Here is a 20003-nt window from a genome sequence, read left to right as displayed (position 1 = left end):
TGGTGTACTGCATTCGCGGGCAAGCCCGCTCCCACATTTAAACCGAGTACAACCTCGGGCTCATGGGTTTTCCAGGTCATGCCCCAACGACTGGATAAACAACGAAAACAGCTCCGGCTGTGACGAGATATCCAGCTTCGCGTACAAATGCCGACGGTGCACCTTCACCGTGTCCGGCGAGATGTTCAGGCGTTCGGCCATGGCCTTGGAGGAGAACCCGCGCAGTACCAGGCGGGCGATTTCCAGTTCGCGGTCCGAGAGCACGCCGCAGCCGAACTGACTCAACGCATCCCTGATCTGACTGTCCATCGCCGGCGCACGCTGGGTGCTTTGCTGCCAGTGCTGTTGCATCAGCGGTAACACCCAGGCGGCCACGGTGGTCATCAGTCCGGTCTCTTCAAAGCTGAAGCGCCGCTGCATGCCCAATGACAGCGACAAGGTCCCCGCGCCCGGCAATTGCAGAATGAATTGCACCTCGTCTTCCAGCACGTTGTCATGGAAGTAATTGAGGAAGTATTCACTCTGGCGAAAATGATCCGGCGCCACTTCCTCCAGGCGGTACACGCCGCTGGCGTAGCCCTCGCGACAGGCCTGGAAAAACGGGTCGAGCAGATACAAACCATTGAGGTACACCAGCATCGACGCTGGTTTGCTGCTGGGTTGGGCGTCGTATTCTTCGAGGGCCTGGGGCGGGCCATCCACCGGGTAGTAGATCGCCAGGGCGTTATCAAAGGGCAGGCACTGATGCAGCAACAAGACAAGCTGTTTCCAGAAACGCTCGGTGCCGATGTGCGCGACGGTGCGGCCCAGGCCGGCGTGCATGCCAACCTCCCGAAACAGGCTCATATGACAGGCTCCCGCCAGCAAAAGATCGGCCAAGGGTTCGGCTTTTGCCGGGTGGCGTCAAGGGGAGTACGCCAATAGGGGAATTGGCTGACATAAACGTCGTGTTTATCGTCCTCATCATTCAGCGGGAAACATATCCCGCGATGATCAGATTTTTCGTTTCTGCCTCACACCAAGAACAACGACAGAGGATAACGATATGAGCACTTCCCCCACGCCCGACGGCGTGCTGAAACCCACCTTGAGTGTCTTCGATGTGGTCGCCATTACCGTGTCGGCGGTGACGCCGGCCAGTTCTGTATTCGTCATTGCGCCTTTCGCCATCCAGCAGGCCGGCAGCGGCGTGTTCCTCGCGTTTGTGATGGCCGGTTTGCTCGCGCTGATGTTTGCCTTTTGCTATGCCGAACTCGGCCGCGCCCACAACAGCGCCGGCGGTGAGTACGTGTACGCCAAGCGTGTGTTCGGTGGCATGGCCGGCTATGCGACGTTTCTCACCGTGCTGGTGATGTTGCTGTTTATCCCGCCGGTACTGGCCACGGGCGCGGCGACCTACCTGAATAATGCCCTCGGCACGACATTCGACTCCCAGACCGTCGCCCTGGTGATCGTGGTGTGCAGTTACGCCCTGGGCATCCTCAACATCAAGCTCAATGCCTGGATCACCGGCACCTGCCTGTTGCTGGAAGTGGCGGCCTTGCTGGTGATCGTGGTGATTGGTTTCGGCAACCCGGTGCAACCGGCCAGCGTGCTGTTCCAACCGCAGATCGTCGAAAACGGCGTGCTGCACCTGGCGCCCTGGGCCCTGGTGATCGGTGCCGTGGGCATCGGCCTGTTTTCCTACAACGGCTACGGCCCGGCGGTGTTGCTCGCCGAGGACATGAAATGCGGCGGCAAAGGCGTGCACAAGGCGGTGCTGTGGTCCCTTGGCCTGGTGGTGGTCATCGAACTGGTGCCAATCACCGCACTGTTGATCGGCGCGCCGTCCCTGAGCGAGATGATCAGCAGCCCGGACCCTATCGGCTACCTGTTGACCAGCCACGGCAATGAAACCTTGTCGCGCCTGGTCAGCGCCGGGATTTTCCTGTCGGTGTTCAATGCGATCGTCGCCATCGTGATCCAGATCGGCCGCGTGGTGTTCAGCAGCGGGCGCGATGCGCTGTGGACGCCGACCGTCAACAAGCTGTTCACGCGTATTCATCCGCGCTGGGATTCGCCGTGGTTGGCTACGCTGTTCCTGGCGATTCCTTCGGCGCTGCTGAGTTTCAGCTCCAACCTGGCCGACCTGACCTCGTTCAGCGTGCTGCTGATCATGCTGGTGTACCTGGTGGTGGCGTTGAGCGCGCTGATGAGCCGGGTGTTACTGCGTGATCGCGAGCATCCCTATCGCATGCCGCTGTGGCCGCTACCGGCATTGCTCGCAGTACTGGGCGCGGGGTACCTGTTGGTCACCCTGGTGGCCGCCGCGTCGGTGCGGGACATCATGATTATCATCGGCCTGCTGGCACTGTCGGTGATCCTGTATTGCATCAGTGGCCGGTTGAGTCCGGTCTTCCAGAAATTATAAGGAGTGGTTATGCGCGCACGTCATTTGGGCATTACGTTGGGCCTGGGCACGCCCGGTGAGTGGAACGCCATCACCGACGTGCCAGGTGTCCGGGTCGGGCACAGCACGATCAAGACGCTTATCGACGGCAAGCAGGTGCGTACTGGCGTCAGCGTGATCCAACCGCGTGCTGGCGAGGCACGCCAGCAACCGTGCTTTGCCGGCTATCACGTGCTCAATGGTAATGGCGACGCCACCGGCCTTGAGTGGATCAGCGAAGCGGGGCTGTTGACCACGCCGCTGGCCATCACCAACACCCACAGCATCGGCACGGTACGCGACAGCCTGATCGCCCTGGAGCGCGAGCGCCTAGCGGACCCGGCGGTGTACTGGTGCATGCCGGTGGTGATGGAAACCTATGACGGCCTGCTCAACGATATCTGGGGCCAGCACGTCGGCCCCGAGCACGTGCGTGAAGCGGTGCACAACGCCGATACGGGACCCGTGCAGGAAGGCGCGGTCGGTGGCGGCACCGGCATGATCTGCCATGAGTTCAAGGGCGGCATCGGCACGGCCTCGCGGCGCTTGCCGGCGGAGCAGGGCGGCTGGACCGTCGGCGTGCTGGTGCAAGCCAACCATGGCAAGCGCCAGGAACTGCGGGTGGATGGCTACCCGGTGGGGCGCCGGCTGATGGAGATTCCCTCGCCATTTGCCGAGCAAGGCACACCGGGCATGGGCTCGATCGTGGTGATCCTGGCCACCGATGCGCCGTTGTTGCCGCACCAATGCCAACGCCTGGCGCAACGCGCATCGATCGGCATCGCCCGGACCGGTGGCGGCACTGAGGACTCCAGCGGCGACCTGTTCCTGGCGTTTGCCACGGGCAACCAGAATTTGCCGCCGGCGGACTACGGGCGCAGGCAGCTGCCCTTCAGCACAGCGTTGCAGATGGTCAACAACGACCATATCTCGCCGTTGTTCAGCGCTGCGGCGGAGGTGGTGGAGGAAGCCATTATCAATGCAATCCTGGCCGGGGAGGACATGCTCACCGATCACGGCGTCCTAGTGCCTGGCCTCAAGGGTGACGCGTTACTGTCGGCACTTAGCAAGACGGGTTGGAGTGTGTCCCGGTAATAGGGGCCACTTGAAGTTATTAATACAAGTAGTGGCTGTTTAATGTTGCCAATGACACCCTGGCAATATAATGGATCCAATAACTAACAGCGCCGGTCAACTTGATCGGCGTTAGTGCTATTTAATATTTAAATAACTGGGCGTTGTTTTTTGTCGGACAAACGCCACGCTGCCCAACAAACACGGCCTGTAACTTCCCCTAGTTGTAGGTTCGGCGGTTTTTAGTGCTGGAAAAGATGTAGACGAAAGATTTCAAGTTGTGTCAGTTTTCTTACGCCTTCAAAAGAGGCGAGTGATAGGACGATCTCGCCCGCGGGGTTCCTATCGATCAAAGACTGATGCACTTGCAAACAAGGAAGTACGTTTATGTCAAAAGTAAAAGACAAGGCTATCGTGTCGGCGGCGCAAGCCAGCACCGCTTACTCGCAAATCGATAGCTTCAGCCATCTGTATGACCGTGGCGGCAACCTCACGATCAATGGCAAACCCTCCTATACCGTTGACCAGGCGGCCACCCAGCTGCTGCGTGACGGCGCCGCGTACCGGGACTTTGACGGCAACGGCAAGATCGACCTGACCTACACCTTCCTGACGTCGGCCTCTTCGAGCACCATGAACAAACATGGCATCGCAGGGTTCAGCCAGTTCAACGCACAGCAAAAAGCACAGGCCGTACTGGCCATGCAATCCTGGGCGGACGTGGCCAACGTCACCTTCACCGAGAAAGCCACCGGCGGTGACGGCCACATGACCTTTGGCAACTACAGCAGCGGCCAGGACGGCGCGGCCGCCTTCGCCTACCTGCCCGGCACCGGCGCAGGCTACGACGGCACGTCGTGGTACCTGACCAACAACAGCTACACGCCAAACAAGACCCCGGACCTGAACAACTACGGCCGGCAAACCCTGACCCACGAAATCGGCCACACCCTGGGCCTGGCCCACCCTGGCGACTACAACGCCGGGAATGGCAACCCGACCTACAACGACGCGACCTATGGACAGGACACGCGCGGCTACAGCCTGATGAGCTACTGGAGCGAGAGCAACACCAACCAGAACTTCAGCAAAGGCGGGGTCGAGGCTTACGCGTCCGGCCCGCTGATCGACGACATCGCGGCGATCCAGAAGCTCTACGGCGCCAACTACAACACCCGCGCCGGCGACACCACCTACGGCTTCAACTCCAACACAGGGCGTGATTTCCTCAGCGCCACCTCCAATGCCGACAAGCTGGTGTTCTCGGTGTGGGACGGTGGTGGCAACGACACCCTGGACTTCTCCGGCTTCACCCAGAACCAGAAGATCAACCTCAATGAAGCGTCGTTCTCCGACGTTGGCGGCCTGGTGGGCAACGTGTCCATTGCCAAGGGCGTGACCATCGAGAACGCCTTCGGCGGCGCGGGCAATGACTTGATCATTGGCAACAACGCGGCCAACGTCATCAAGGGTGGGGCCGGCAACGACCTGATCTACGGCGGCGGCGGGGCGGACCAACTGTGGGGCGGCGCGGGCAACGACACCTTTGTGTTCGGTGCCAGCTCCGATTCCAAGCCTGGTGCTGCGGACAAGATCTTTGACTTTACCTCGGGTTCGGACAAGATCGACCTGTCCGGTATCACCAAGGGTGCAGGCCTGACCTTCGTCAATGCCTTCACCGGGCATGCCGGCGATGCTGTGCTGACCTACGCCGCAGGTACCAACCTGGGCACCTTGGCAGTGGACTTCTCCGGTCACGGCGTGGCGGATTTCCTCGTCACTACCGTCGGCCAGGCAGCGGTCAGCGACATCGTGGCGTGATGCACGGGCGCGGCGCTTCGGCGCCGCGCTTTACGGCTGGAGCAGCAAGATGCAGCGTTTTTTCACTTTGATCATTTGCATCGTGCAGGTGATGTTCGTGTCGGCAGGAGCCCACGCAATGGCGAGCAGTCTCGTATTACCCACCACCGCCCAGTTGGCCGGGCATTGGCAGTTGCACCAGCAGGGCCAAGTGTGCGCGCTGGACCTGTTGGAGCAGGCCAATGCCTTGGGCGGTGATGTGGCGTGCGTCGCGCAATGGTTGGGCGACAAGCCCCAGACCTGGACCCCAACACCGGACGGGATCTGGTTGATGAACGCCGAAGGCAGTGGCATTACCCACCTCAACCGGCAGAAGGAAGGCGAATATAAAGGGCGCACGCCCACTGGCCTGGAAGTTGTATTGCAACGTACACCTTAGTTGCGGTTATAAGCCTATCACTTGATTTTATTAGTTGACCGCTCCGTGCATCGGGGCTGGGGCAACTATTGCGCGTAATTTGCTTCAGGGAAGATAAAAAGCCATGGCGAAGTCCCATGCCGTCGCGCCGTTATTCAAGGCGCTGGGTGAATACAAAGGTATTTTGATCAGTGTGGGCTGTTTCACTGCATTGATTAACCTGCTGATGCTGGTGCCGTCGATTTACATGCTGCAAGTGTACGACCGCGTGCTGTCCTCCCAGAATGAAACCACCCTGGTGATGTTGACGCTGATGGTCGTGGGCTTCTTTGCCTTTATCGGCCTGTTGGAAGTGATCCGCAGTTTTATCGTGATCCGTATTGGCAGCCAGTTGGAGCGGCGCTTCAACTTGCGCGTCTACAAAGCCGCGTTTGAACGCAACCTGCAACGCGGCCAGGGGCACGCCGGACAGTCCCTGGGCGACTTGACCCACATCCGCCAATTCATCACGGGGCCTGCGCTGTTCGCGTTTTTCGACGCGCCGTGGTTTCCCATCTACCTGTTTGTGATTTTCCTGTTCAACGTATGGCTGGGCGTGCTGGCCACGGCGGGTGCCGTGCTGCTGATCGGGCTGGCGTGCCTGAATGAATACCTGACCAAAAAGCCGTTGGGCGAAGCCAGCGGTTACTCCCAGCAATCCACGCAATTGGCCACCAGCCACTTGCACAACGCCGAAACCATCCAGGCCATGGGCATGCTCGGCGCGCTGCGCAGCCGCTGGTTTGCCGTGCACTCGCAGTTCCTCGGCCTGCAGAACGCGGCCAGCGATACCGGTTCGGTGATCACTTCCCTGAGCAAGTCCCTGCGCCTGTGCCTGCAGTCGTTGGTGCTGGGCCTGGGCGCACTGCTGGTGATCAGGGGCGACATGACTGCCGGGATGATGATCGCCGGCTCCATCCTGATGGGCCGGGTGTTGAGCCCCATCGACCAGTTGATTGCGGTGTGGAAGCAATGGAGTTCGGCCAAGCTGGCCTATCAACGCCTGGATGACTTGCTGCGTGAGTTTCCCCCGGAAGTCGAGCAGATGAAGCTGCCGGCGCCCAAGGGCCAGGTCAGTTTCGAGCAGGTCAGTGCCGGCCCGCCGGGGCGGCGTATGGCGACGTTGCACCAGGTCAGCTTCAACCTGGGTGCTGGTGAAGTACTGGGTGTGCTCGGCGCGTCGGGCTCCGGCAAATCGACCCTGGCCCGTGTGCTGGTGGGGGTATGGCCGACGCTGGCCGGCACCGTGCGCCTGGACGGTGCTGACATTCACCGCTGGGATCGCGACGACCTTGGCCCGCATATCGGCTACCTGCCCCAGGACATCGAGCTGTTCAGCGGCAGCATTGCCGACAATATCGCGCGCTTTCGCGATGCCGACCCCGAGCAGGTGGTGCGTGCCGCGCAGCAGGCCGGCGTGCATGAACTGATCCTGCGCCTGCCCCAGGGCTACGACACGGTGCTTGGCGACAACGGCGGCGGCCTGTCCGGCGGCCAGAAACAACGCGTAGCCCTGGCCCGCGCGCTGTATGGCGGGCCACGCCTGATCGTGCTGGATGAGCCCAATTCGAACCTCGACACCGTCGGCGAGGCCGCCCTGGCCAGTGCCATCGTGCAGATGAAAGCCCAGGGCAGCAGCGTGGTGCTGGTGACCCATCGCTCCTCGGCGCTGGCCCAGGCCGACAAGCTGCTGGTGCTCAGCGACGGGCATCTGCAGGCGTTCGGGCCCAGCCAGGAAGTGCTGCGGGCATTGTCCGGTCAGCAGGAGGCGCCGAAGGAAAAACCCGGCGTGAGTTTCAGTCGTCAGTACCAGGCCGGAAGGAATCCAGGCGCATGAGCAGCATCACTGTTGAACCACGCTTCAAAGAGCGCGACGCCCGGTTTTTTGCGCGCATGGGTTGGCTGCTGACGCTGGTCGGTGCCGGTGGGTTTTTCCTGTGGGCCAGCCTGGCGCCCTTGGACCAAGGCATTCCGGTCCAGGGCACGGTGGTGGTGTCGGGTAAGCGCAAGGCTGTGCAGACCTTGAGCCCTGGCGTGGTCAGCCGGATTCTGGTGAAGGAGGGCGAGCATGTGAAACAGGGCCAGCCGCTGTTTCGTCTCGACCAGACCCAGCACCAGGCCGACGTGCAGTCCCTGCAGGCCCAGTACCGCATGGCCTGGGCCAGCGTGGCACGCTGGCAAAGCGAACGGGACAACCACACCAGCATCCGCTTTCCCGCTGAACTGAGCGCCAATCCCGACCCGGCCCTGGCGTTGGTGCTTGAAGGCCAGCGCCAGTTGTTCAGCAGCCGTCGCGAAGCCTTTGCCCGCGAGCAGGCCGGCATCCGCGCGAGTATCGACGGCGCCACGGCGCAGCTGGGCGGCATGCGCCGTGCCCGCAGTGACCTCACCGCCCAGGCGCAATCCCTGCGCGACCAACTGAGCAACCTGCAGCCCTTGGCGGACAACGGCTACATCCCGCGTAACCGGCTGATGGAGTACCAGCGCCAGTTGTCCCAGGTGCAGCAGGACTTGGCGCAAAACACCGGGGAAAGTGGCCGTGTCGAGCAGGGCATTCTTGAATCGCGTCTGAAATTGCAACAGCACAGCGAGGAATACCAGAAGGAAGTGCGCAGCCAACTGGCCGACGCGCAACTGCGCAGCCTGACCCTGGAACAGCAACTCACCTCCGCCGGGTTTGACCTGCAACACAGCGAAATCAATGCCCCGGCAGACGGCATCGCGGTCAATCTCAGTGTGCACACCGAGGGCGCCGTGGTGCGCGCCGGTGAAACCTTGCTGGAAATCGTGCCCCAGGGCACACGCCTGGAGGTGGAAGGGCACTTGCCGGTGCACTTGGTGGACAAGGTTGGCACGCACCTGCCAGTCGACATCCTGTTCACCGCCTTCAACCAAAGCCGCACCCCTCGGGTACCGGGGGAGGTCAGCCTGATTTCCGCCGACCAGATGCTCGACGAAAAGACCGGCGCGCCCTATTACGTGCTGCGCACCACAGTCAGCGACGCCGCGCTGGAAAAACTCCACGGCCTGGTGATCAAGCCAGGCATGCCCGCCGAGATGTTCGTGCGCACCGGCGAGCGCTCGTTGCTCAACTATCTGTTCAAGCCGCTGCTCGACCGCGCCGGCTCCGCGTTGACCGAGGAATAGACATGAAACCTGTGTTTATCGCCTTGTTGTTGACCTGCTCCACTGCCCAGGCGGCCATGGGCCCGTTCGATGTGTACGAGCAGGCCTTGCGTAATGACCCGGTATTCCTCGGCGCCATCAAGGAGCGCGACGCCGGCCTGGAAAACCGCGCCATTGGCCGCGCCGGCCTGCTGCCCAAGCTGTCCTACAACTACAACAAGGGTCGCAATAACTCCCGGGCCACCCTGCCGGACGGGCGCGGAGGCACTTATCACGACGACCGCAACTACAACAGCTACGGTTCAACGTTCAGCCTGCAACAGCCGCTGTTCGACTACGAGGCTTACGCCAACTACCGCAAGGGCGTGGCCCAGGCGCTGTTTGCCGATGAGAGCTTTCGCGACAAGAGCCAGGCGCTGCTGGTGCGGGTGTTGAGCTATTACACCCAGGCGCTGTTTGCCCAGGACCAGATCGATATCGCTCGCGCCAAGAAAAAGGCGTTCGAGCAACAGTTCCAGCAGAACCGGCATTTGTTCCAGCAAGGCGAGGGGACCCGCACGGACATTCTCGAAGCCGAATCGCGCTACGAACTGGCCACCGCCGAAGAGATCCAGGCGCTGGATGAGCAGGATGCGTCTTTGCGCGAACTGGGCGCCTTGATCGGCGTGCAAAGCGTCAACATCGATGACCTGGCACCGCTGAACCAGGGTTTTGCCGCGTTCGCCCTGACCCCGGCCAACTACGACACCTGGCATGAACTGGCGATCAGCAACAACCCCACGCTGGCGTCCCAGCGCCAGGCCCTGGAGGTGGCGCGCTATGAAGTGGAGCGCAACCGCGCCGGGCACTTGCCCAAGGTCACCGCATATGCCAGCTCGCGTCAGCAGGAGTCTGACAGCGGCAACACCTACAACCAGCGCTATGACACCAACACCATCGGCGTCGAAGTCAGCCTGCCGCTGTATGCCGGGGGCGGCATCTCGGCGTCGACCCGCCAGGCCAGCCGTGCCATGGAGCAGGCCGAGTACGAGCTTGAAGGCAAGACCCGCGAAACCCTGATCGAGCTGCGTCGACAGTTCAGCGCGTGTCTGTCAGGGGTGAGCAAGCTGAGGGCGTATCAGAAGGCTCTGGTGTCGGCGGAGGCGCTGGTGGTGTCGACCAAGCAAAGCATCCTGGGCGGGGAGCGGGTCAACCTTGATGCACTGAACGCCGAGCAGCAGTTGTACAGCACTCGGCGTGATCTCGCGCAGGCGCGGTATGACTACTTGATGGCGTGGACCAAGTTGCATTACTACGCGGGCAACCTGCGCGATACCGATTTGGCCAAGGTGGATGAGGCGTTTGGGCGTTGATTGTGGGGTTTGACAACAATAAGAGAGGGATCGATATGGGTGTATTTGACTATAAAAACCTCGGCAGCGAGGGCTCTAAGGCCTTGTTTGCGGATGCGATGGCGATCACGTTGTACAGCTATCACAACCTGGATAACGGTTTTGCCGTGGGTTACCAGCACAATGGCCTGGGGCTGGGATTGCCGGCCACGTTGGTCGGGGCATTGCTGGGCAGCACGGATTCCCAGGGCGTGATCCCGGGCATCCCGTGGAACCCGGATTCGGAAAAAGCGGCATTGGACGCGGTGCAAAAGGCCGGCTGGACGCCGATCAGCGCCAGTACCCTGGGCTATGGCGGCAAGGTCGATGCGCGGGGTACGTTTTTCGGCGAGAAGGCGGGCTACACCACCGCCCAGGTCGAGGTGCTGGGCAAGTACGATGACGCTGGCAAATTGCTGGAAGTCGGCATCGGATTTCGCGGCACCTCCGGGCCTCGGGAGACCTTGATCAGCGACTCCATCGGCGACCTGGTCAGCGACTTGCTTGCGGCGCTAGGGCCCAAGGACTATGCGAAGAATTACGTGGGCGAGGCCTTTGGCGGCTTGCTCAAGAATGTGGCTGACTACGCCAGCGCCCATGGCTTGAGCGGCAAGGATGTGGTGGTCAGCGGCCATAGCCTGGGCGGCCTCGCGGTCAATAGCATGGCGGACCTGAGTACCGATAAGTGGGCCGGCTTCTACAAGGACGCCAACTACGTGGCCTACGCATCGCCCACCCAGAGCGCCGGCGACAAGGTGCTCAATATCGGCTACGAGAACGACCCGGTATTCCGTGCGCTGGATGGCTCATCGTTCAACCTGTCGTCACTGGGCGTGCACGACAAACCCCATGAGTCGACCACCGACAATATCGTCAGCTTCAACGACCACTACGCCTCGACGCTGTGGAATGTGCTGCCGTTTTCCATCGTCAACCTGCCGACCTGGATCTCGCACCTGCCCACCGGCTATGGCGATGGCATGACGCGCATTCTCGAATCGGGCTTTTATGAGCAGATGACCCGTGACTCCACGGTGATCGTCGCCAACCTGTCAGACCCGGCGCGGGCCAACACCTGGGTGCAGGACCTCAACCGCAACGCCGAGCCGCACAAAGGCAATACCTTCATCATTGGCAGTGACGGCAATGACTTGATCCAGGGCGGGAAGGGCGCGGACTTTATCGAAGGCGGCAAGGGCAATGACACGATCCGTGATAACAGCGGGCATAACACCTTTTTGTTCAGCGGGCACTTTGGCCAGGACCGAGTGATCGGGTACCAGTCGACGGACACGTTGGTGTTCAAAGGGGTGGAGGGGAGTGTGGATTACCGTGAGTACGGCGGGGATACGGTGATCAGTGTTGGGGGGGATACGGTGACGTTGGTGGGCGTGAGTGGAGGGTTGGGCGAGGTGGTGATCGGGTAGGACTGGAATGGGCGGGCTTTCTGCGGCGGTGGGGCGATTTTGATGGGGCTGCTTCGCAGCCCAGCGCGGGGCAAGCCCGCTCACCACAGCAGCCCGCTCACCACAGCAAGCCCGCTTCGGGGGGATCAGTTTTCCTGGCGCACGGTGGCCACGTCGTCGGCCTTGACCCGTACACGCTTGCCGGCGATGTCGGTGAATTCGTAAAAGCCGTCGGCGGTCTTGGTTTTTGGGGTGTCCTTGGTCAAATACTGCGTGCCGTTTTGCAGTGTCACTACGGTTTGCGTTGCGCAACCGGCCAATACCAGAAAAGTGAGTGCAACCAGTGGCAGCCCCAAATTCTTCATGTTCATAACCCTTACCTTAACCTTGAAAAGTCCCACGCCAGAGGCCGCGGGCAACAAATGTTACGCCATCAACTCCCCCATCTGATCACTTTTATGCAAAAAGTTGCAGGCGCCATTTATCTGTTACCGATTGCAACCTGGCATTAGCGACGGCACTCTGTATGCATAACCAGTATTTGATCGCTGCGCACCATGGCCAATCCCCTTGAAGAACCGCTCTATTACCTGCATAACTTCCGCCAGGTCCTGCAATGGCTGGGGCAGCGCTATGCAGACTTGCTCGATGCTGACGAAGCGCATTTCATTCAGCAATTTGACAGGTTGCCGCAAGCGTCACAGGCGTTGTTGGTGCGCATGGTGATGCGCAAAGGTGTGCATTTTCGTGCGGGCAAGCTCAATTACCTGGAGATCGGTTGCCCCCATGCGGCAGCTGAGCCACTGCTGGCCCTGGGCTGGGTGGATAACGAATGCCTGCTGGCCTTTGAAGAGCTGTTCGCCTTGCTGCAAAAAGGCGAGCTGCTCGCAGCGTTCAAACCCTGGATCGACCAGCCCAAGGGTAAGAAAGCCGATTGGCTGGCAGGGTTGTCGGCGCACTTCACCGACAGCCGCTGCTTTGCCAACTGGTGCCCTGATCTGGCCGACACGTTGTACAGCCTCACTGTGATGGAACTGTGCGATCGCCTGCGCTTGATGTTCTTTGGCAACCTGCATCAGGACTGGTCCGAATTCGTGCTGGCGGACCTGGGCATCTACACCTACGAAAAAGTCGAGTTCTGCGCCGAATCCCGGGGTTTGCGCAGCCGTGACGACGTGCTGGGCTTTCTGTTCCTGCACCAGTGCCAGCAGGCCTTTGAAACCGGTGACGCACTGGAGGCGGTATTGGCCCAGGTTGCAACGCTGCAAACTGATAACCCTTGGCTGGAAAAACGCCGGGCCAAGCTATTGTTCCAGGTGGGCCAATATTGCGAGCGCACGGCCGAATTGGCGCTGGCGGAACGCATCTATCGCACCTGTGCCTACCCCGGCGCCCGCTCACGGTTGATCCGCGTGCTGGAACGCCAGGAGGACTACGTGCAAGCCATGGCCCTGGCGAACACCGCCCAACAAGCCCCGGAAAGCGCCGCCGAACAGCAGCACCTGCTGCGCGTGATGCCACGCCTGCGGCGCAAACTGGGCGAGCCGGCCTTGCCCAAGGTCAAGCCCCGGCCCGTCACGCGCCTGGACCTGGACCTCGCGCTCCCGGAACCGTTGATGCCGGTGGAATACTGCGTGCAGGCGCACCTCAGCGAGCCCGATGGGCCGGTGCACTACGTTGAAAATGGGCTGATCAATTCGCTGTTCGGCCTGCTGTGCTGGGACGTGATCTTTGCCCCCTTACCGGGATCGTTTTTTCACCCGTTCCAACGCGGGCCGGCGGATTTGCACAGCGAAGACTTCCACCCGCGCCGCGCGCCACTGTTCGCCGCCTGTTTCGAGCAACTGCAGGACGAGCGCTACAAAGCCACCATCCGCCAGCGCTACAGCGAAAAGTGGGGGATCCAGTCGCCCTTCGTGTTCTGGAACTTGCTCAGCGAAGAACTGCTGGAACAGGCCCTGGCCTGTCTGCCCGCCGAACACCTGCGCTACTGGTTTGAACGGCTGCTGCTGGACATCCGCGCCAACCGCGCCGGCATGCCGGATTTGATCCAGTTCTGGCCGGCACAAAAGACCTACCGCATGATCGAGGTCAAGGGCCCCGGCGATCGCCTGCAAGACAACCAATTGCGCTGGCTGGAGTTCTGTGGCGAATACCAGATGCCGGTGACCGTCTGCTATGTGCGCTGGGCAGCGTCCGCTTGAGCTACAGCGTTGCCGTGCGTGCGCTGTGTGAATTCACGGCCAAGGTCGGTGACCTCGACCTGCGCTTCACGCCGTCGCCCAGCGCCCAGGAAGGCATTGTCGGCCATCGCACCGTCGCCTCACGGCGCAGCCAGCACTACCAGAATGAAGTGGCGCTCGAGGGTGTGTATCAGCAGTTGACGGTGCGGGGCAGGGCAGACGGCTACGACCCGGACGCCAACCGCCTGGAAGAAGTGAAGACCTATCGCGGCGACCTCGACGCCCAGCCCGCCAACCATCGGCAACTGCATTGGGCCCAGGTCAAAGTGTATGGCTGGTTGATGTGCCAGAAACTCGGTCTTTCCGAGATCGACCTGGCGCTGGTGTACTTCGATATCGTCGGCGAAGGCGAGACGCTGCTCAACCAACGCTTCCACGCCAGTGAACTGGAGCCGTTCTTCAATCAGCAATGCGCACTGTTCCTCGGTTGGGCCCAGCAGGAAATGGCGCACCGCGAAGCGCGCAACAGCGCCGCGCAGACCCTGGCATTCCCCCATGCCGGCTTCCGCCCTGGCCAGCGCTCGCTTGCCGAAACGGTGTACAAGGCCGTCAGCACCGGCCGCTGCCTGATGGCCCAGGCGCCTACCGGCATCGGCAAGACCATCGGCACGATTTTCCCCTTGCTCAAGGCCCTGGCGCCCCAGCAACTGGACAAGCTGTTCTTCCTCACCGCCAAGACCCCCGGCCGCAAACTCGCCCTTGATGCTGCCGACGTGCTGTATGCCAGCAGCCCCGACCTGCAACTGCGCGTGCTGGAGTTGGTGGCGCGGGACAAAGCCTGCGAACACCTCGACAAAGCCTGTCACGGTGACTCCTGCCCCTTGGCCAAGGGTTTCTATGACCGTTTGCCCGCCGCACGTATCGCCGCGTCCAAGGTGCGCCTGCTCGACCAGCGCAACCTGCGCGACGTCGCCCTGGCCCATGACGTCTGCCCCTATTACCTGAGCCAGGAAATGGCGCGATGGGCCGACCTGGTAGTCGCCGACTACAATTACTATTTCGACTTTGGCGCCATGCTGTTCGGCCTGGCCCAGCTCAATCAATGGCGGGCGGCGGTGCTGGTGGACGAGGCGCACAATCTGGTCGAACGGGCCCGCGCGATGTACAGCGCCAGTCTTGACCAGTACCACCTCAAGACCCTGCGCGACACCGCTCCCGAGCCGTTGAAGAAACCCTTGCAGCGCCTCAACCGTGAGTGGAATGCGCTGCACAAGGACCAGCTCGCGCCCTACCAGGCCTACGCCGCACGCCCGGAAAAACTGCTGCAGGCCTTGAGCCTGTGCGCCAGCAGCATGGGCGAATATTTCAATGACCATCCCGAGTCACTGAGTGGCGACCTGCAAGCCTTCTATTTCGACGTGCTGCAATTTGCCAAAGTCGCCGAGCTGTTCAATGAACACTTCATCTTCGATATCAGCAAGCGTCAGCTCAGTGGCAAGCGCAGCAGCTCGACCCTGTGCCTGCGCAACGTGGTGCCTGCCGAATTCATCCGCCCACGATTGACCGCTGCCCGCAGCAGCGTGCTGTTTTCCGCAACCCTGAGCCCGCGGCATTACTACGCCGACTTGCTGGGCTTGCCGGCCGACACGGCATGGGTCGATGTGGAGTCACCGTTCAAGGCCGAGCAATTGCAGGTGCGTATCGTCGATGAAATCTCCACGCGTTTCGTGCATCGCCATGCCTCCCTGGAACCCATCGTTGAGCTGATCGCCCGCCAGTACACCGGGCAGCCTGGCAACTACCTGGCGTTCTTCTCAAGCTTTGATTACCTGCAACAAGTGGCGCAGTTGCTGGCCGAGCGACATCCGCAGATCACACGGTGGCAGCAGTCACGCGGCATGGCCGAAGCCGAGCGCCAGGCGTTTCTCGACCAATTCACCGAACACAGCCAGGGCATTGGTTTTGCTGTGCTCGGCGGCGCCTTCGGCGAAGGCATCGACCTGCCCGGCGCCCGCTTGATCGGCGCCTTCATCGCCACCCTCGGTTTGCCCCAACTCAACCCGGTCAATGAGCAGATGAAACTGCGCATGGGCGCGATATTCGGTGCAGGCTACGACTACACCTACCTGTACCCAGGCATTCAGAAGGTGGTACAGGCCGCGGGCAGGGTGATCCGCAGCCAGCAGGACCGTGGCGTGGTGATGTTGATCGATGACCGCTTCGGCGAAGCGCGGGTACGCCAGTTGTTGCCACGCTGGTGGGCGGTTGCATGAGTTATTCCCGCCATCAATGATGCTGGTGGCCCTGTGAGCAATGCCGCACGCTGGGCAAAACCTTCGAAAAGGTTATGCCCATGAGCCCGCAATTAATCCTCGTCAACGGTATTGAGTTAAGCGTCCACATAGCGGGCCCCGAACACGGCTCGCCGATTTGGCTGCTGCACGGTTTTCCGGAGTGCTGGCATTCCTGGCGCGAGCAGATTCCTGCCCTGGCGGCGGCAGGCTATCGGGTGTTTGCCCCGGAAATGCGCGGCTACGGCCAGTCAAGTTCGCCGACAGAAGTTGCCGACTATGAGTTGCTGACGCTGTGTGGCGATATCCAGCAGGCCATGGACCATTTTGGCCATGCGCAGGTGGTGATGGTCGGCCACGACTGGGGCGCGGTCGTGGCCTGGCACCTGGCGTTGCTCGAACCTGAGCGGGTCACGCGCTTGATCACAATGTCGGTGCCTTTCGCCGGGCGCGCACGGCGGCCGGTGATTGAAATGATGCGCGAGCTGTACGCCGACCGCTTCAACTACATCCTGTATTTCCAGGAACCGGGCGTAGCCGAACAGGAATTGAACGCCGATGTCGAGCGTACCTTGCGCCTGTTCATGCAGGACCAGGATGTGTTCCTGCAAAGCAAACCGGCGAACGCCAGGCTGCTTGAAGGCGTCGCAGCCCCCGGCGCCTTGCCGCAGTGGTGTTCCCAGGCGGATTTGGATATCTACGTGCAAACCTTCGCCGAGCATGGGTTTCGCGGCCCGCTGAACTGGTACCGCAACTTCGAGCGCAACTGGCAACGCACCGAACGCCTGGCGGGCAGGCAGGTGCTGCAACCCACGCTGTTCCTGATCGGCGACCGCGACCCGGTGGGGGTCTTCGAAGCTCACACGCTCAAGCGCATGCCTGACTCAGTGCCCAAGCTTGAGCAGCACGTGCTGCCCAACTGCGGGCACTGGATCCAGAACGAGCAGGGGCAGCGGGTCAACGCGCTGATGCTCGGGTTTCTAGGGAAAACTTGAAGGTTGCCCCCCGACCCGGTTGATCCACCAGGCGAATGCTGCGCCCGTGCAGTTGCAGGATACGGTGCACGATGCGCAAGCCCAGGCCGCCGTCACGGCGGGCGCCGCCGATAGTGAACGCGCGCAGGAACAGGCCTTCGCGCAGTTCCGCGTCGATGCCCGGGCCGCTGTCGCTGACCGTGACGGCCACGGCGTTGGTTTCGGGCGACAGGATGACTTCGATTTCGCCGTTGACCGGCGTATGGCGCAGCGCATTATCCAGCAGGTTGGTGAGCACCCGCTCGATCAGGCCCAGGTCAGCGAACACGGTGGGCACCTGCGGTGGCAGGGTGGCGGTGAGCGCAATGGCACGTGCTTCGGCGGTCAGTTCGAATTTCTGGAAGATGTCTTGCACCAGGTCCGGCAATGAAAAGCCTTCGATCACCGGCTGTACAAAGCCATGCTCCAGGCGCACCAACTCCAGCAACGACTGGGCGAGGCCGCCGACTTTGCGGCTCTGGTCGAGAGCGATGCCGAGGTAGCGGCGACGTTCCTCTGGGCTCAGGCTCGCGTCCTTGAGTGACAGGGTTTCCAGGTAGCCATGCAACGAGGCCAACGGTGTGCGCAGGTCGTGGGAGATATTCGCGACCATTTCCCGACGTTCCTGATCCTGGTGGGTGATGGCGCGCCATTGCTCGCCCAGGCGGTTCTCCATTTGCACGAAGGCGTGGTCGAGTACGGCAATTTCATCGCCGCTGTTCAGTTCGGTCGCAATCGGCTCGGACGGTTTGGGCGCGCCGTTGATGTCGAACTGGCCGACTTTGTCGGTGAGCTGGCGCAACGGCCGGGTGATCCAGGCAAATGCGATCAGGCCGGCCATCAGGCAGAGCAGGGCGACCAGGCCGATGGACCAGAGTGCAATCTTCAACGCCATGCCGGTGGCATCCTTGGCGTCATACACGTCGTGGGCTTCACCGAGCAGCACCACATACAGAAAGCCGGCCTGCTGGCCGCCGACCTTGAGCGGTGCCGCGCTGAATACCTTACGCCCATCGACGCTGCGCGGGTCGTCACCGAGGATCGGTAGCATCGCGCCGCTGAGAAAGCGTCGAATCGGCGTCAGGTCCACCTGGTCACGCAGCATATGCCCCTTGGGTGCGGCGTTGCCGACCACACGGCCGTCGATGTCGAGCAGGTACACCTCGACGCTGGGGTTGACCAACATCAGCTGGCTGAACAGGTTGCGCACCGCGTCGGGCTTGAGGCCGTCGGCGTCCATCAGTTGGGTGTCGCGGGCAATATGCGCCGCCAGGTCGCGGGACAGGCCTTGCACCACTTCCAGTTCGTGCATGTGGTTGGAGCGCACTTGCAGCCAGGCCGAGGTGCCGCAGCAAATCAGCAGTAATACGGCGAACACCACCGACAGGCGCTGGGTCAGGCTGAGCTTCATGGCGGGCTCTCGGCAAACTTGTAGCCACGGCCCCACACCGTGAGGATGCGTGCCGGGTTGGCCGGGTCAATTTCAACCTTGGCGCGCAGGCGGTTGATGTGGGTGTTGACCGTGTGTTCATAACCTTCGTGGCTGTAGCCCCACACCGCGTTGAGCAGGTCCATGCGCGAAAACACTTTGCCCGGCTGCCGAGCGAAGAAGTACAGCAGGTCGAATTCCCGTGGGGTGAGGTCCAGGCGCTGGCCTTGCAGGGTGGCGTCGCGGGTCAGCGGGTTGATGAACAGCTGGCCGAGGTCGAGGCTGCCGGCGTCCATTTTCAGGTTGCGTGCCATGGCGTCCACGCGGCGCAACAGCGCCTTCACGCGGGCCACCAGTTCCGGCATGGAGAATGGCTTGGCCAGGTAATCATCCGCGCCCAGCTCCAGGCCGAGGATGCGGTGCAGTTCGCTGGAACGTGCGCTGGTGATGATGATCGGCGTGTAGCGCGTCATGGCGCGGGCGCGCCGGCAGATTTCCAGGCCATCGACGCCGGGCAGCATCAGGTCGAGGATCAGCGCATCCCAGCCGCCTTGCTCCAGCAGGCGCAGGCCTTCGTTGCCGTCGGCGCTGTGCACCACCTCGAACTGTTCATCACGCAAGTGCAGGCAGATGAGGTCGGCAATATGGGCATCGTCCTCGACCACCAGGACACGTTTGGGCTGATCCATGTAGATAAACCTTCGCTTGTAGTCCGCGCATTGTGCGGGTTTTGCCACCGTGTAGTTATCACGAATTGTTTAACTCTGCGTGAGGATTCCGCGACTGTCCTACGGGCATGATCGCCTCATTGGTAACGGTAAGCACCTCTCATGTGGTGAGCGAGCAAGCTCGCTCACCACAGGCGCTGCGCCAGTCATAAATTGGAGAACATCATGTACTCACGCCGACAACTATTACTGGCCAGTGGCGGCCTCGGCGTCGCCGTCCTGGCCGGCGGCCTGATCAAACAGCTCAATATGGTCACCGAAGCCGAAGCCGCCGAAACCTTCGACGTCACCCACACCGACGCCGAATGGCGCAGCCTGCTGACCGCCGAGCAATACAACATCCTGCGCGAAGCGGGCACCGAACGTCCTTACACCAGCGCCCTCAACGACGAACACCGCGCCGGCACCTTCGCCTGTGCCGGTTGCGCGCTGGCGCTGTTCTCCTCAACCACCAAGTTCGACAGCCATACCGGCTGGCCCAGCTTCTGGCAGCCACTGGACAACGCCGTGGCCAGCCATACCGACACCTCTTATGGCGTGGTGCGCAAGGAAATCCACTGCCGTCGCTGCGGCGGCCACCAGGGGCACGTGTTCGATGATGGACCGGCACCGACCGGGCTGCGTTACTGCATGAATGGCGCCGCCATGACGTTCACGGCGGCTTAGGCCAATGTTATTTCAATCGTATAAGGGACGAT

At 61.7% G+C, this 20003-nt stretch carries 16 protein-coding genes; 12 read left to right on the top strand and 4 right to left on the bottom strand.

Going from position 1 to position 20003, the window contains the following annotated elements; all coding sequences use genetic code 11:
• Nucleotides 1-60: 60 nt before the first annotated feature.
• Nucleotides 61-846 carry a helix-turn-helix transcriptional regulator gene (locus KHP07_RS08925; RefSeq protein ID WP_068933223.1) on the bottom strand — a complete coding sequence of 262 codons (786 nt, stop codon included), beginning with the start codon at nucleotides 844-846 and terminating at the stop codon, nucleotides 61-63.
• Between the two features lie 199 nt (nucleotides 847-1045).
• Here KHP07_RS08925 and KHP07_RS08920 point away from each other — a divergent pair, with 199 nt between their 5' ends.
• From KHP07_RS08920 to KHP07_RS08885, 8 genes are all read left to right on the top strand, one after another.
• Nucleotides 1046-2410, top strand: a complete 1365-nt coding sequence (locus tag KHP07_RS08920) for an APC family permease (protein WP_214497046.1) — start codon at nucleotides 1046-1048, stop codon at nucleotides 2408-2410.
• A 9-nt stretch (nucleotides 2411-2419) separates the two neighbouring features.
• Nucleotides 2420-3523, top strand: a complete 1104-nt coding sequence (locus tag KHP07_RS08915; RefSeq protein ID WP_214497045.1) for a DmpA family aminopeptidase — start codon at nucleotides 2420-2422, stop codon at nucleotides 3521-3523.
• Between the two features lie 366 nt (nucleotides 3524-3889).
• Nucleotides 3890-5323, top strand: coding sequence for a serralysin family metalloprotease (locus KHP07_RS08910; RefSeq protein ID WP_078048413.1), 1434 nt, complete (start codon nucleotides 3890-3892; stop codon nucleotides 5321-5323).
• 49 nt (nucleotides 5324-5372) lie between these two features.
• Nucleotides 5373-5741 carry a protease inhibitor Inh/omp19 family protein gene (locus KHP07_RS08905; protein ID WP_214497044.1) on the top strand — a complete coding sequence of 123 codons (369 nt, stop codon included), beginning with the start codon at nucleotides 5373-5375 and terminating at the stop codon, nucleotides 5739-5741.
• Nucleotides 5742-5844: 103 nt separating this feature from the next.
• Nucleotides 5845-7596, top strand: coding sequence for a type I secretion system permease/ATPase (locus KHP07_RS08900; RefSeq protein ID WP_078048415.1), 1752 nt, complete (start codon nucleotides 5845-5847; stop codon nucleotides 7594-7596).
• The gene (locus KHP07_RS08895) at nucleotides 7593-8906 is read left to right on the top strand and encodes an HlyD family type I secretion periplasmic adaptor subunit (protein WP_214497043.1); all 1314 of its coding nucleotides are present in this window, start codon (nucleotides 7593-7595) and stop codon (nucleotides 8904-8906) included. The genes KHP07_RS08900 and KHP07_RS08895 overlap by 4 nt, the downstream gene beginning before the upstream one ends.
• 2 nt (nucleotides 8907-8908) lie before the next feature.
• Nucleotides 8909-10237, top strand: a complete 1329-nt coding sequence (locus KHP07_RS08890) for a TolC family outer membrane protein (RefSeq protein ID WP_214497042.1) — start codon at nucleotides 8909-8911, stop codon at nucleotides 10235-10237.
• Nucleotides 10238-10272: 35 nt separating this feature from the next.
• Nucleotides 10273-11682, top strand: a complete 1410-nt coding sequence (locus tag KHP07_RS08885; protein WP_099492016.1) for a polyurethane esterase — start codon at nucleotides 10273-10275, stop codon at nucleotides 11680-11682.
• Nucleotides 11683-11807: 125 nt separating this feature from the next.
• Here the strand turns inward: KHP07_RS08885 and KHP07_RS08880 are convergent, their stop codons facing one another.
• Entirely contained in the window at nucleotides 11808-12032 is a 225-nt protein-coding gene (locus tag KHP07_RS08880; protein ID WP_078048419.1) for a YgdI/YgdR family lipoprotein, read from the bottom strand.
• Nucleotides 12033-12218: 186 nt separating this feature from the next.
• Between KHP07_RS08880 and KHP07_RS08875 the strand changes: the two genes are divergently transcribed.
• The 3 genes from KHP07_RS08875 (at nucleotide 12219) to KHP07_RS08865 (ending at nucleotide 17130) form a co-directional block, all read left to right on the top strand.
• The gene (locus KHP07_RS08875) at nucleotides 12219-13865 is read left to right on the top strand and encodes a VRR-NUC domain-containing protein (RefSeq protein WP_214497041.1); all 1647 of its coding nucleotides are present in this window, start codon (nucleotides 12219-12221) and stop codon (nucleotides 13863-13865) included.
• A complete protein-coding gene (locus tag KHP07_RS08870) occupies nucleotides 13862-16117 on the top strand; it encodes an ATP-dependent DNA helicase (RefSeq protein WP_214497040.1) in 2256 nt (751 codons plus the stop codon). Before KHP07_RS08875 ends, KHP07_RS08870 begins: the two co-directional genes overlap by 4 nt.
• Before the next feature lie 80 nt (nucleotides 16118-16197).
• Entirely contained in the window at nucleotides 16198-17130 is a 933-nt protein-coding gene (locus KHP07_RS08865) for an alpha/beta fold hydrolase (protein WP_214497039.1), read from the top strand.
• On the opposite strand, the gene KHP07_RS08860 is transcribed toward KHP07_RS08865, so the two are convergent.
• Nucleotides 17093-18559 carry a sensor histidine kinase gene (locus KHP07_RS08860; RefSeq protein WP_214497038.1) on the bottom strand — a complete coding sequence of 489 codons (1467 nt, stop codon included), beginning with the start codon at nucleotides 18557-18559 and terminating at the stop codon, nucleotides 17093-17095. The genes KHP07_RS08865 and KHP07_RS08860 overlap by 38 nt on opposite strands.
• On the bottom strand, nucleotides 18556-19266 hold the full coding sequence (locus tag KHP07_RS08855) for a response regulator transcription factor (protein ID WP_078048424.1): 711 nt from the start codon (nucleotides 19264-19266) through the stop codon (nucleotides 18556-18558). The genes KHP07_RS08860 and KHP07_RS08855 overlap by 4 nt, the downstream gene beginning before the upstream one ends.
• Before the next feature lie 204 nt (nucleotides 19267-19470).
• Between KHP07_RS08855 and msrB the strand changes: the two genes are divergently transcribed.
• A complete protein-coding gene (gene msrB, locus KHP07_RS08850; protein ID WP_078048425.1) occupies nucleotides 19471-19971 on the top strand; it encodes a peptide-methionine (R)-S-oxide reductase MsrB in 501 nt (166 codons plus the stop codon).
• Nucleotides 19972-20003: the final 32 nt, after the last annotated feature.

Source organism: Pseudomonas sp. VS40 (assembly GCF_018587885.1).
In the GTDB taxonomy this organism is placed as follows: Bacteria; Pseudomonadota; Gammaproteobacteria; order Pseudomonadales; family Pseudomonadaceae; genus Aquipseudomonas; species Aquipseudomonas pergaminensis.
This window is presented reverse-complemented; position numbering and strand designations above follow the sequence as displayed.

Coding starts and splice junctions, on each gene's coding strand:
- KHP07_RS08925 (WP_068933223.1), bottom strand. CDS start 846: ATGAGCCTGTTTCGGGAGGTTGGCATGCACGCCGGCCTGGGCCGCACC.
- KHP07_RS08920 (WP_214497046.1), top strand. CDS start 1,046: ATGAGCACTTCCCCCACGCCCGACGGCGTGCTGAAACCCACCTTGAGT.
- KHP07_RS08915 (WP_214497045.1), top strand. CDS start 2,420: ATGCGCGCACGTCATTTGGGCATTACGTTGGGCCTGGGCACGCCCGGT.
- KHP07_RS08910 (WP_078048413.1), top strand. CDS start 3,890: ATGTCAAAAGTAAAAGACAAGGCTATCGTGTCGGCGGCGCAAGCCAGC.
- KHP07_RS08905 (WP_214497044.1), top strand. CDS start 5,373: ATGCAGCGTTTTTTCACTTTGATCATTTGCATCGTGCAGGTGATGTTC.
- KHP07_RS08900 (WP_078048415.1), top strand. CDS start 5,845: ATGGCGAAGTCCCATGCCGTCGCGCCGTTATTCAAGGCGCTGGGTGAA.
- KHP07_RS08895 (WP_214497043.1), top strand. CDS start 7,593: ATGAGCAGCATCACTGTTGAACCACGCTTCAAAGAGCGCGACGCCCGG.
- KHP07_RS08890 (WP_214497042.1), top strand. CDS start 8,909: ATGAAACCTGTGTTTATCGCCTTGTTGTTGACCTGCTCCACTGCCCAG.
- KHP07_RS08885 (WP_099492016.1), top strand. CDS start 10,273: ATGGGTGTATTTGACTATAAAAACCTCGGCAGCGAGGGCTCTAAGGCC.
- KHP07_RS08880 (WP_078048419.1), bottom strand. CDS start 12,032: ATGAACATGAAGAATTTGGGGCTGCCACTGGTTGCACTCACTTTTCTG.
- KHP07_RS08875 (WP_214497041.1), top strand. CDS start 12,219: ATGGCCAATCCCCTTGAAGAACCGCTCTATTACCTGCATAACTTCCGC.
- KHP07_RS08865 (WP_214497039.1), top strand. CDS start 16,198: ATGAGCCCGCAATTAATCCTCGTCAACGGTATTGAGTTAAGCGTCCAC.
- KHP07_RS08860 (WP_214497038.1), bottom strand. CDS start 18,559: ATGAAGCTCAGCCTGACCCAGCGCCTGTCGGTGGTGTTCGCCGTATTA.
- KHP07_RS08855 (WP_078048424.1), bottom strand. CDS start 19,266: ATGGATCAGCCCAAACGTGTCCTGGTGGTCGAGGACGATGCCCATATT.
- msrB (WP_078048425.1), top strand. CDS start 19,471: ATGTACTCACGCCGACAACTATTACTGGCCAGTGGCGGCCTCGGCGTC.